Genomic DNA, 12,204 nt, shown 5'->3' on the forward strand with positions numbered 1-12,204 from the left:
AAGGTTAACACTCAGGATTCCTCTGCGCATTTTAGCAGGCTGCCGTCCAGAATCCATGCAGAAAGATTTTTGATTTCATCGTGCAGCGAACGATCCGTGTCCATGGCTGGAGCCTGAGCCCGAACGCTATCGTAAATCTTCTTGAGCCTTGGATTGGGCTGAAGCGGCGCCAGCAAATCAATACCCTGACAGGCCGCCAGGAGTTCGATCGACAGGATGTTCGCAATGTTCTTCAGAATACGCCGTGCTTTGAGCGCCGCGATGGGACCCATGCTCACGTGATCTTCCTTGTCGGCGGAGGTCGGAATGCTATCGACCGATGCCGGATGCGCCAGTACCTTGTTCTCGGACACCAAAGCAGCCGCCACCACATGCGGTATCATATAACCGCTATTGAGCCCGCTTTCGCGGGTCAGGAATGCGGGCAGACCACTGAGGTTCGGGTTGGTCAGCTTTTCCGTGCGACGCTCGGAAATGCTGCCGATTTCAGCCATGGCAATGCCCAGAAAATCCATGGCGAGGGCCATGGGCTGACCGTGGAAGTTGCCGCCGCTCAGGATTTCACCGTTTTCAAAGCAGAGCGGGTTATCCGTCACGCTATTGAGTTCGGTATTGATCTGTTTTTCCACAAAAGCGAGCGTATCGTACGTTGCGCCGTGAACCTGGGGCACGCAGCGGAAACTATAGGGATCCTGAACGCGCGAACAATCGCTGTGACTTTCGACGATGGGATCGTGTTCCTTGAACAAAGAGCGGATGCGTTCCGCGCTCTGCTGCTGGCCAACGTGCGGACGGATTTCATGTATGCGCGGGTCGAAGGCTTTCAGCGTTCCGCGCAGAGCGTCGAGGCTCAAAGCCGCGATAATATCCGCCGATTGCGTGAGGATTCGCGCTTCTTCCAAAGCGATCGACGCTTCCACGGCCATGAACTGAGTTCCGTTGATCAGCGAAAGACCTTCTTTCGGTCCCAGCTTCACAGGTTTCACTCCGGCTTTATCCAAAGCCTGAGCCGCGGGCATCACCTCGCCCTTATAAAGAACGCGGCCTTCCCCAATCAGTCCAAGGGCCAGATGCGCAAGGGGAGCAAGGTCACCCGAGGCTCCGACGCTACCCTGGGCCGGGATCATCGGCAGAATATCGTGTTTCAAGAATTCAAGGATGGTATCGAGGCACGCTTCCGAAACGCCCGAATAACCGAGGCTGAAGGTGTGCGCGCGCAAAAGCAGAAGACCGCGCACGACGGCCGGCTCCACGTAGTCACCCACCCCGCAGGCATGCGAGCGGACGAGGTTATCCTGAAGCTGACTGAGCTTGCTCGTTTCGATGCGGACATCGGACAGGTAACCGAATCCCGTGTTGATGCCGTAATAGGTTTTTCCGGAATCCAAAGCTGACTGGACGAGCTGACGATAGCGCTTGACCCGTTCACGGCTGGCGGCTGGCAGGGTGGCCTGGGGTTTGCCACTGGCCACCTGCTGATAAAGCAAAGCTGTGGTCAGGCGATCCTGACCCAATTGAAAACTCATGCCTGGCCTCGCAGAATCGCGAGAGCCTGTTTACGGTCGGGGGCACCGTAGAAATAGGTTCCAGCCACCAGGAAGTTGGCGCCGGCATCGACGACGCTGTCGACGGTCGCAGCATTCACGCCGCCATCGACCTGGATATAAACTTCATCCACACGTCGGCGATGCTCGAGCATCTTCTTCACCGCCCGGATGCGTTCGATACTTTCGGGAATAAAGCTTTGACCACCGAAGCCTGGATTCACCGACATCACGTTGATGAGATCCACATAGGGAACCAATGGCTCCACGAGCGACAGTGAAGTCCCTGGATTCACCGCGATCCCGGCCTTGGCGCCTTTCGCATGGATCGCCTGAATCAGGCGGTGCGCATGCACAGCGGCTTCGACGTGAAAGACCAGGATATCCGCGCCGGCTTCCACGTAATCGAGCGCGACGGTATCAGGATTCGACACCATGATGTGCACATCGAGGGGAATCTTGCATTGTTTTTTCAGAGCCCGCACCAAAGGCAAACCATAGGTGAGGTTCGGCACGAAGTGTCCGTCCATGACGTCCACGTGATGCATATCCGCGCCCGCGGCTTCCGCCAGGGCGAGGTCTTCACCGAAACGCAGAGGATCAGCGGCCAAAAGCGAAGGTGCGACCAGAATCTTATTGTTCGACATCATCGGCTCCATCCGCGAGCAGGCGATGACGCTTCGCGACTTTTTTCTTCACGAGCGAACTCTTGAGTCGGCTCATGCGGTTGATAAACACGATACCATCTATATGATCGATCTCGTGCTGCAGACAGACCGCGAAAAGGCCCGTGGCATGCACTTCGAAGGTCTCACCCTTTTCGTTTTGGGCTTTGACCCAAACTTCGGCGGCGCGATCGACGAATTCATAGATCTCAGGGAAGCTGAGACAGCCTTCCTGCCATTTGATTTTGCCTTCGCGCTTGGTGATCACGGGATTGACGAAGGTATAGCGCACATCGTGCCAGGTTTCCTTCTTCTCTTCCTGATCGCTGTAGCGACTGCCCGACCAGGGGATGAAGATGGTCAAAACCCGCTTCGCAACGCCCACCTGATTGGCAGCCAGGCCGATGCCGCCGGCATGGTCCATGGTTTCATGCATATCCTGCACGAACTGTTGAAACTCGGCGTTGAACTCTGTGACATCGGTGGACTTTGTCTCCAGCACTTTGGCTGGCCACTCGACTACCTTTAAAGTGGTCATGTTATCAGGACTCCTGCTTGCCGATCGCTCGACGAACCTCAATTTCAGCGAGGATTATGATTACCTGGTGCGCCTTAGTTAGGCTGCACGCATACAAATAGCAATAAGAAAGCAGGAAGGTCCAGAAACTTTGAGCGGCAAAACGTCCAGGGCTGTCCGGGCGGGCGTTCGCGGGGATTTTCCTAGAAACGGCGCTCTTTTTCGGATTCGGCGTCGCTCAACGCATTGCGGGCCATGGCCTTGGATTTATACCATGCCGTTTCAACTTGGTTGCCGATCGCAGCAACAAGTCCGTAGGGGACAAAGGTTTCGGTGGCGTAAATGAAAAGCATTTGGCCTTTGATGGGGATCGAGAGGAGAAAGACCCAGATAGCTCCAAGACCGAGAAATCGCAGAACTTTCTTGCCAAATTCTTTCATAAAAACAAACCTCGCGTTGGATCGCTGTGCACGAACCAACGCGAGGGATTGAAGAAGCGTTTAGCTGGCCAGAGACTTGCTTTCCCGCCGGGTACTCAGCTTTTCGACCTTGGCGTCAGTGACGCAGACATCAGCGAACATGATTTGGAATACTTCATTATATTCCTTCACGAAGTGCGCCTTCAAGTTGCGCCGGATAGATTGTGGCAATTCCTGGAAAACCGCCTTGTTCTTCTCGGGAATGATAACCTCGGTCATTCCCTCGCGGGTGGCCGCCAGCATCTTTTCCTTGAGGCCGCCGATGGGCAGCACTTTGCCGTGAATCGTGATTTCGCCGGTCATCGCCACCTGCTGCTTGGGTGGGGTCTTTAAAAGAGCCGAGATAATCGCCGTCGCCATTGCAATCCCGGCCGAGGGGCCGTCTTTGGGAACCGCGCCCGCAGGCACGTGGATGTGCAGCTCGTTCTTCTCGATCATATCGGGCTCGATACCGTACTCGTTCATTCGGGAGCGGATGAAGCTCAGAGCCGCGTAGGCCGATTCCTTCATCACATCACCGAGCTGGCCTGTTAACACAAGCGCATGCTTGCCGGTGCAGATCAGACTCGATTCGATCGCCATGACTTCGCCGCCGTACTGGGTGTAGGCGAGGCCCAGGGAGACACCGACATGGGGTTCTTTGTGATAGAAGTTGTCATCGAAGCGCTGGGCGCCGAGATGCTTCTGCACCAGGGTCGGCGTCAGGCGGATGCCTTCACGCTTCAGGGCTTCGTTATCATCGGATTCCGCATACTGACGAGCAATCTTGCGGCAAACCGAGGCGATTTTCTTTTCCAGGCCGCGCAGACCGCTTTCGCGGGTGTAGCCGTTGATGATCGTCGTCACGCCGTTCTTGGTGAACTGCACGTTCGCCTGGTCCAGACCGGATTCCTTCAGCTGCTTGGGAATCAGATACTGGTTGGCAATCGCCAGTTTCTCTTCTTCCGAGTAGCCCGAGACTTCGATCACTTCCAAACGGTCGCGCAGAGGCGCAGGGATCGTGTCGAGGTTGTTGGCGTTCGCAATGAACATCACATCCGACAGATCGAAGGGAATACCAAGGTAATGATCGACGAAGCTTCTGTTCTGCTCAGGATCGAGGACTTCGAGCAGGGCGGACGAAGGATCGCCGCGGTGATCGGAGGCCATCTTATCAATCTCGTCAAGCATCAGAACGGGGTTGCTGCTGCCGCCGTTTTTCATCGCGGTGATGATACGGCCGGGGAACGCACCGACATAGGTTTTGCGGTGACCGCGGATGTCAGCCTCGTCACGCACGCCGCCAAGGGCGATACGGGCGAACTCACGACCGAGGGATTTGGCGATGGATTTTCCCAAACTCGTTTTACCGACACCCGGGGGGCCGACGAAACAGATGATGGGGCTCTTGGCATCCGGATTCAGCTTTTTCACGGCTAAATATTCGATGATGCGGTCTTTGACCTGATCAAGGCCGAAGTGGTCGGCATCCAGGATGATCTTCGACTTGTGAAGGTCGAGCATATCCGGTGACTTCTTGCCCCATGGCAAGGCCAGGATGGTTTCGATATGCGTGCGGGTCAGGGCCGCTTCGCTGGTGTCCTGGTGCATGCGCTCCAGACGCTTCAGCTGACGGGTGATTTCCTCTTTGGCTTCCTTGTTCAGGGGAAGCTCTTCCATGCGCTGCCAGTACTGATCGATTTCATCCTTGCCATCGGAATCACCGAGCTCGGATTTGATCACGCGCATCTGCTCGCGCAGGTAGTGCTCGCGCTGCATGCGGCCGATCTCGTCCTTGGCGTTGGACTGGATGCGGACCTGCATCTGATACACTTCGATTTCGCGGGACAGGCAGTTGTAAACACGCTTCAGGCGATCCAAAGGATGCGCGACAGCGAGGATGGTTTGGGCTTCGTTGACTTTCAGACCAAGGTTCGAGGCGACGAGGTCGGCAAGGCGGCCAGGCTCGTTCACATCTTCGAGGATCATGAGGATATCAGGGGAGAGGATCTTACCGAGGGTCACAACTTTTTCGAGGCTTTCGCGAACTGCGCGGATAAGGGCTTCGACTTCGCTTGTGGTATTGGCTATCCGGGGTTCCTGGACGTTCTGCACGATCACTTTCGGATAAGGATCGGTCTGAACGAGCTCGGTCACCATCGCCTTATGAAGACCCTGCACCAGAACCTTCATACGACCGTCCGGAAGTTTCCGGGTCCGCATGATGGAACAGACGGTGCCGATATCATAGACATCGAATGGCGGTTCCAGGTGGGCTTCCAGTCCTTCGCCTTCATGTCCCATGACTTTGAAAGCGGAAAGGAAGATCTTCCTCTGTTTGGCTAAGGCACTTTCCACTGCATTGACGCACAGGTCCTCATTAATGAAGACCGGGACAATCATGTTGGGAAATACCACGATATCCTTCAGAGGCAGCAGTGGCATCTCACTGTTGACAACTGCAAGCTTACCTTGATTCGTCTCCGACATGCCTTCACTCCCGCTAGATGAGGACTTTTTTCTCTGACCCTGTATTTTTGTTCGGCTTGCGCCGTGAAAACATGAGTTCTGCGGTTTTTTCCGGCGTTTTGTGGCTTTGGTTCGACCGACAGGTCTACTCTTTTATCTTAATGATAATCCACAAGTCGCCTGCCTGATCACCTTCCACATCGCCAAGACCTTTTAATTTGATGGCCTTCGCGCAGTCAGTATCAGGTCCTAAAACCACTTCACGTTCGATCTTTTCGCGTTTTTCCTGGTGGCCTTGCGCGGAGTGTGTGCGGATGGTGCGCGAGAGTTTGACCACGGTGCGAAATGTTGCGGAAAGTTGGGTCCGCGTGACAAAGATCGGGATCTCAAGGTCCAGCTTCTTGTGCTTCGTGCACCAGTTTTCGAAGCTCATCTCTTCGTAGTGGACAGCGGAACAAAATTCCTGGAGCGCCTGCTCGTCAGTATTCCGTTCGGGAGTTGCAGGAGGACCGGAAGGCTTCTTGTCTCGCTTGCGCGTCAAAGCTCGGGTCCTCCCTGCCCCTTGTCAGTCTGGTTTAGGAACCAGGACACTGACCATCGATGGACGAATCAGTCGTCCGTTCAGCGTATAACCACGTTGGTATTCGTCTTTGACGGTTTCCTCGTCAACATCACCTTCGATTCTTTGAATCGCCTGATGAAAGTTCGGGTCAAACGGCTTGGCGACAGCATCCACAGCTTTCAGGCCGTTAGCCTCGAGCACATGCGTCAGCTGCTTATGGACCATACGGATGCCTTCGACAATCGCATTGCCTGCTTCCTGAGCACCACCCGTGGTCGCAGTGCCAGCCGCGGACGTAGAGCCAGACGCGGAGGTAGAGCCAGACGCGGAGGTAGAGCCAGCCGCCGTCACAGCATCACCCGCCGTCACAGCTTTCTGAAAGCTGTCGAGGACTGGCAAAAGATCCATCAGAAGTTTCTCAGATGCGAATTTCAGAAGGTCCTGCCGGTCGCGCTCGTGGCGGCGACGCATATTGTCCATTTCTGCCAGAGTCCGCAGATAACGGTCCTTGTGCTCCTGAACCTCATCTTCGAGGTGACGGATCTTTTCGTCCTGCAATTCCGCTCCCTCATCAGAACCGTTTGCAGTGGCGCCTGCTTGAGCAGCGCCTTCGTCCTGATCTTTGATGTGGTTGGATTCGTTTTTATTATTTTCAGTTTGCATATCAACGTTCATATAAGGCTTATTGACTCCCTGCTTGCATTGACACGACATGAATTTTTACAACGCAAGCACCTTTACTGCAAGACCTTGTAGTCTTCTGAGGATTTTCAGGCCCTTGCAGGCCCTTTGTTGGCGGGGGCAGGTATGTTCTGACGCCTTAATTCCATTCTACGAGGAGGGCCTGGTGTTGAAAAGTAGGCAAGGGTTGCCGAGCCCTTGTCCTTTGGGATATTCAGCGATGGGCGTTGACAGGGTCGGATCGCATGCGTTAAATCTTTCTCACCCAAAATCGCAGTGTTTCTCGGCTCATGACCGAGATCTTTGCGGATCGCATCAGCATTCGAATTCTGAGTTGCCCATGGAAAATCCTATTGACCAGCTGCCCCCGGATCCTGAACCTACGCCATCCGCGTCCGATCGAAGCCTTCCTTCGGAGACGACGAAACGCTTATCTGCGTTGTCTCGCCGAGGAATACACATCGATGATGCAGATCTCATCACCAGACTTGATCAATATTCGATCGAGGATGTTGTTGAACTGAAAATCTCTCGATTCTTCGATCAAATTGGAACGTTCTACCCAGATGATGTCTATGATTTGATCATGTCCAAAGTGGAAAAGCCCCTGCTTGTCCAGATTCTCCGCCGCGTGGGTGGAAATCAGGTGCAAGCTGCCAAGATTCTGGGCATCAATCGCAACACACTGCGAAAGAAGATCAAGCAATACGGTCTTTGAGATGATCAAAAGCCTTCCATCCTCTGGAAGGCTCTTCTCTTTCCCTCAGCCTTCGTTGGCCTTCGTCAACCCTCGTAGTCCGTCATCGAACCTTCAGCAGCAGCCGTCAACCCTCATAGTCCGTCATCGAACCTTCCTGGAACAAATTCTGGAACGACACGTAATTCGGCTGATAGGCGAGCTTGATCGTTTTCGTTGCACCGTGGCGGTTTTTGGCGATCAAAATTTCAGCAATGCCGGTGAGTTCGGAGGCTGGGTTATAGTACTCGTCCCGGTAAATGAACATGATCATATCCGCATCCTGCTCCATCGAACCCGATTCACGAAGATCGGAGAGCTTCGGCCTTTTATCCGGACGCTGGTCGGGACCGCGGTTCAGCTGGGCGAGAGCGACCACGGGGACTTTCAATTCCTTGGCAAGGTTCTTGAGCCCCATGGAGATTTCGGAAATCTCACGTTCCCGCGAGTCGGGACGGTCGGCGCCCATCGTCATCAGCTGCAGGTAGTCGATCACAATCATGTCGAGACCATTTTCCTTGTGGTATCGACGGCAGCGTGAACGAAGTTCCATCAGACTGATGCCTGGAGTTTCATCAATGCCCATGTGGGTCTTGTGCTCATAAATGCGGCGGGCGCCTTCCATGAGGCGATCCTGCTCTTCATCGCTCAGATCACCTTTACGAAGACGCGACGAGTCCACGCGTGCCACTGCGGAAAGCACACGAGCCATCAGCTGCTCTTTACTCATCTCAAGAGTGAAGATAGCCACTTTTTTGCCCGACAAGGCCGCGTTCGTTGCAAGATTCAACACGAAGGCCGTTTTTCCCATTGCTGGGCGCGCGGCGAGGATCACGAGGTCACTCGGCTGCATTCCGCCGGTGAGCGTGTCCAGATCGTTGAATCCGGTCGTTACACCGGTCACAACACCTTCGAGCTCCAGTTTCCTTTGGATCTCGTCAATCGTCGATTCCAGGACGATATCGGCGGGAACGATGCCCTTGCGGTCATATTCCGATGAAATCTGCAGGAACTGCTTTTCGACGCTTTCAATGAAAGCTTCGATGTTGCCTTCGTAATTCTCGGCGCGCTCCACCACTTCCTGACAGACTTTGATCACGCCACGACGATAGTACATGTTGCGCACGATGCGCGCATAATGCTCAAGGTTTTGCGCAACAGGGCAATTTTCGGTCAGATCAATGAGATACGCAGGCCCCAAATCCCGAACCTGGTTATGACGCAGTTTTTCCGCAACGGTCACAATATCTGCGGACTCACCTGCTGCGGATAGCTGCAAGATGGCTTCGTAGATTTTCTGGTGCGAATCGATGAAAAAATGCTTCGCCTCGAGCATACCCTCGATAAGGGTCAAGCTATCGGCATCGCTCAAAATCGCGCCGAGTACAGCTTTTTCTGCATCGATGGAATGAGGCAGAGATTGTCCTGACGCCATTGGGGAGTCTCAGTGAGGTCTGAATTCCATAGGTCTCGCGAGGGACCTATGGAATTATCAAGGGATTATTGCGGAGCAACAACCCAAACTTTGAATTTCGCGACCACTTCAGGATGCACGCGAACTTCTGCGGAGTAAACACCGACTTTTTTAATTTCTTCGGTCAGCTTGATATCTTTTTTGCTGACTTTTACGCCTTCAGCCGCCAGCAGCTCTTCCAGCTCAGCAGTGGTGACAGAACCGAAAATTTTCTCATCTTCACCAACTTGTTTGGTGACAGTGACGGAAATTTTTTCGATCAAGCCGGCTTGCTTTTTCGCTTCACCGAGGATCAACGCTTTCTTCTTTTCCAGAAGACGTATCTGGTGGTTCAGCGAAGCCTGGTTGCCTTCGTTAGCGACCACAGCCAATCCACGAGGAATCAGGAAGTTACGGGCATAGCCGTTCTTCACTTTAACGAGATCACCGATACGGCCGAGGTTTTCGACGTTTTGGCTCAGAATGAGTCTCATGGATTACTTCTCCTCAGGCTGTCTTTGGGCAGCCGCAGCAGCCTTGGCGAGTTCGACTTTACGAGCGGCGATGTCCACTTCGTCGTCGATCTTAACGACCATAAAGCGCAGAACGTTTTCGTCGATGCGCAGAAGGCGTTCGCACTCAGCTATGTTTTCAGGAGTACTGGCGGCATCATAAAACACATAATGGCCGCGGAAATGTTTACGGATGGGATAAGCCAAACGCTTGGCGCCCCAATCGTTGCGCTGGATCAGCTCGCCGCCGCCGCGCTTCAGGATTTCTTCATAACCCGCGAAAACTTTTTGTTTTTCAGCGTCTGGAAGATCAGCCTTGGCAACCAAGGTAAATTCATACTCGCGTAGTGACACACTACCTCCCTTATGGTTTGAGCAGCCAATCATTATGATCAGCAAGAGAGCTCTAAAACTATGTCATCAACCAGGATTCCGGATCAGACCCTGCAGACGAATCAATGTTTCGTCCACCATCTGCGTCTCGACCTGAATGAGTTCATCCAATGTGAAATTGCCGAGCACCCAATTCGAAACATCACCGACGCCGACAGGTCGGCCCACGCCGAGCTTCACACGGGCGAAGTTTTCCGCACCGCTTTCCGCCATGATGCTACGAATTCCATTATGTCCGCCATGACCTCCGCCGGTTCGGGCTTTCACCTTGCCGAAAGGAACGTCGATGTCATCGTGCATCACGATCACATCCTCGATGGCGATCTTATAAAAGCGCATAGCCTGGGTTACTGAACGGCCGCTGAGATTCATGAACGTCTGCGGCTTGAGCAGCAGACTGTCCGTTCCGCAGACCGGCGCGCGCGCAAAATCGGCATCAAACTTTCGCCCCTGCCAGCTTCCACCAGCACGGGACAGAATTTGATCAAGGATCAAAAACCCAGCATTGTGCCGGGTCTTCTGGTACTTGTCGCCTGGATTGCCCAGCCCTACGATGAGCTTCAATCGGAGCCCTCGGACTTAGGCGTACATCAGGTCCACATGCAATGGGATGCGCTTGACAGGGTCGATCTGAAGTTCGACGACTTTCACAACGCGGGTCTGGCCATTGAATGTTAATTCAAATTGCTTACCGTTTTTGTACGCTTTGCCAAGCCATTTTGGGTCAAACTCAAGCATGATGCTTTGACCTTTGTCCAGCAACACGCCAGGGATGCGACCGCTTTTGCGCAGTTTGCGGATATGGCTTTTACCTTTGACTTCGCGAGGGGAAGCCTCAATTTTTACGAGTTCTTCAGACATTTCATATCTCCTAAAAGCAAGCACATCCGCGCCCATTTTCGGGTCGAGCTGCATCATTTTGGCTGCAAAAAGCTGCGCAGACCAAGCTTGAGCATAGGGTTATATAGGGAACGCCCGAGACTGGCAAGTCCCTTGTCAACCCGTGAATGCGTGAAACCCGGTCGCCGCCCCTGTTAAACGAAGAGACTGCTGATCGAGCCGGCCGTGTGAATGCGACGAATCGCCTTGGCCAGAAGTTCCGCGACGCTCAGCTGCGTAATCTTGGGACATTCGCGTGCTGCGGCACTCAAAGGAATGGTGTCCGTCACAACAAGTTCTTTCAAAACCGAGTTCGAAATACGCTCGATGGCCGGACCACTCAGAACGCCGTGCGTAATGGCGGCACTGACTGATTTGGCACCCTTGTCCATCAGAGCTTCAGCAGCTTTGCAGAGGGACCCGCCGGTATCGCAGATATCATCGACGAGCAGGCAGTTTTTATCGCGCACGTCCCCGATGACATTCATGACGTCACTTTCATTGGGACGGTCACGGCGTTTATCGACGATGGCAAGACCGACATTGTAATATTTCGCCATGGCGCGCGCACGCTCGGTACCACCGGCATCGGGGGATACGACGAGCAGATCTTCGCGGCCCTCGAAGTAAGGCCCAAAGATCGGTTTGGCAAAGAGATGATCAACGGGAATATTGAAAAAACCCTGGATCGCCGAAGTGTGGAGTTCCATCACCAGCATGCGGTCGATACCGGAGGCTGTATAAAGGTCAGCAATCAGCTTGGCGGTAATGGGAGTCCGCGGCGCGCTCTTGCGCTCCTGACGGGCGTATCCAAAATAAGGGCAGACCATGGTGATGCGCTTGGCCGAAGCTCGGCGGCAGGCATCAATCATAATAAGAGATTCGATGATATGTTCGTTGGCGGGAGCGCAGCCTGGCTGGACGATGAAAACATCGCGACCCCGGACGTTGTCCTGAATCTCGACGCGGGTTTCACCATCGGAAAAGCGATCGACGCGGGCGTGGCCGAGTTCGATATCCAGATGCTCCACAATCTTGTTAGCCAATTCCCTGTTAGCATTACCCGAGAACACGATCATGTCATTATCCATTGCGTAAGCCCCTGCGAAATACGTAGCCATGGCGCAGATTGCGCTGGGTTATATAGGATCGGATGCAAATAGGATTGGATATATGTGAAGATGAAAGGATGTTGTGGCTGGGGCGGTAGGATTCGAACCTACGGATGCTGGAATCAAAATCCAGAGACTTACCACTTGTCGACGCCCCAGTTTGAACTGGTTGAGCCATCCTTGATGGGCCCTAACACTACCCCAGGCTTGAATAATTCGTCAA

At 53.8% G+C, this 12,204-nt stretch carries 14 protein-coding genes and 1 tRNA gene; 1 reads left to right on the top strand and 14 read right to left on the bottom strand.

The features are described from left to right. Positions 1-11: 11 nt before the first annotated feature. The 7 genes from hutH to VFO10_RS16045 form a co-directional block, all read right to left on the bottom strand. Positions 12-1,526: a histidine ammonia-lyase gene (gene hutH, locus VFO10_RS16015; protein WP_325141919.1), complete on the bottom strand. Its 1,515-nt coding sequence runs from the start codon at positions 1,524-1,526 to the stop codon at positions 12-14. Beyond that, the gene (gene rpe, locus VFO10_RS16020; RefSeq protein WP_325141921.1) at positions 1,523-2,191 is read right to left on the bottom strand and encodes a ribulose-phosphate 3-epimerase; all 669 of its coding nucleotides are present in this window, start codon (positions 2,189-2,191) and stop codon (positions 1,523-1,525) included. The genes hutH and rpe overlap by 4 nt, the downstream gene beginning before the upstream one ends. Further along, the gene (gene def, locus VFO10_RS16025; protein ID WP_325141923.1) at positions 2,178-2,747 is read right to left on the bottom strand and encodes a peptide deformylase; all 570 of its coding nucleotides are present in this window, start codon (positions 2,745-2,747) and stop codon (positions 2,178-2,180) included. The genes rpe and def overlap by 14 nt, the downstream gene beginning before the upstream one ends. A 182-nt stretch (positions 2,748-2,929) precedes the next feature. Continuing rightward, a complete protein-coding gene (locus VFO10_RS16030; protein WP_325141924.1) occupies positions 2,930-3,166 on the bottom strand; it encodes a hypothetical protein in 237 nt (78 codons plus the stop codon). A 60-nt stretch (positions 3,167-3,226) separates the two neighbouring features. Beyond that, positions 3,227-5,674, bottom strand: coding sequence for an endopeptidase La (lon, locus tag VFO10_RS16035; protein WP_325141926.1), 2,448 nt, complete (start codon positions 5,672-5,674; stop codon positions 3,227-3,229). Between the two features lie 124 nt (positions 5,675-5,798). After that, a complete protein-coding gene (locus VFO10_RS16040; protein ID WP_325141928.1) occupies positions 5,799-6,194 on the bottom strand; it encodes a hypothetical protein in 396 nt (131 codons plus the stop codon). Positions 6,195-6,218: 24 nt separating this feature from the next. Next, a complete protein-coding gene (locus tag VFO10_RS16045; RefSeq protein WP_325141930.1) occupies positions 6,219-6,878 on the bottom strand; it encodes a nucleotide exchange factor GrpE in 660 nt (219 codons plus the stop codon). Between the two features lie 358 nt (positions 6,879-7,236). Between VFO10_RS16045 and VFO10_RS16050 the strand changes: the two genes are divergently transcribed. Beyond that, positions 7,237-7,614 (top strand): helix-turn-helix domain-containing protein, encoded by a 378-nt coding sequence (locus VFO10_RS16050; protein WP_325141932.1) that lies wholly within the window; start codon positions 7,237-7,239, stop codon positions 7,612-7,614. 106 nt (positions 7,615-7,720) lie between these two features. Here VFO10_RS16050 and dnaB read toward each other — a convergent pair whose 3' ends face one another. The 7 genes from dnaB to VFO10_RS16085 all read right to left on the bottom strand — a co-directional run bounded on the left by dnaB (position 7,721) and on the right by VFO10_RS16085 (position 12,139). Further along, entirely contained in the window at positions 7,721-9,067 is a 1,347-nt protein-coding gene (gene dnaB / locus VFO10_RS16055) for a replicative DNA helicase (RefSeq protein WP_325141934.1), read from the bottom strand. Positions 9,068-9,132: 65 nt separating this feature from the next. After that, the gene (gene rplI / locus VFO10_RS16060; protein ID WP_325141936.1) at positions 9,133-9,579 is read right to left on the bottom strand and encodes a 50S ribosomal protein L9; all 447 of its coding nucleotides are present in this window, start codon (positions 9,577-9,579) and stop codon (positions 9,133-9,135) included. Positions 9,580-9,582: 3 nt separating this feature from the next. Continuing rightward, positions 9,583-9,951 (bottom strand): 30S ribosomal protein S6, encoded by a 369-nt coding sequence (rpsF, locus tag VFO10_RS16065; RefSeq protein ID WP_325141938.1) that lies wholly within the window; start codon positions 9,949-9,951, stop codon positions 9,583-9,585. A gap of 66 nt (positions 9,952-10,017) precedes the next feature. Then, positions 10,018-10,554 carry an aminoacyl-tRNA hydrolase gene (gene pth / locus VFO10_RS16070; protein WP_325141941.1) on the bottom strand — a complete coding sequence of 179 codons (537 nt, stop codon included), beginning with the start codon at positions 10,552-10,554 and terminating at the stop codon, positions 10,018-10,020. Positions 10,555-10,569: 15 nt separating this feature from the next. After that, on the bottom strand, positions 10,570-10,851 hold the full coding sequence (locus VFO10_RS16075) for a hypothetical protein (RefSeq protein WP_325141943.1): 282 nt from the start codon (positions 10,849-10,851) through the stop codon (positions 10,570-10,572). Positions 10,852-11,024: 173 nt separating this feature from the next. Next, positions 11,025-11,960 (bottom strand): ribose-phosphate pyrophosphokinase, encoded by a 936-nt coding sequence (locus VFO10_RS16080; protein WP_325141945.1) that lies wholly within the window; start codon positions 11,958-11,960, stop codon positions 11,025-11,027. A gap of 104 nt (positions 11,961-12,064) precedes the next feature. Then, a tRNA-Gln gene (locus VFO10_RS16085) sits at positions 12,065-12,139 on the bottom strand. Between the last annotated feature and the right edge of the window lie 65 nt (positions 12,140-12,204).

This window comes from Oligoflexus sp., assembly GCF_035712445.1.
Lineage (GTDB): Bacteria > Bdellovibrionota_B > Oligoflexia > Oligoflexales > Oligoflexaceae > Oligoflexus.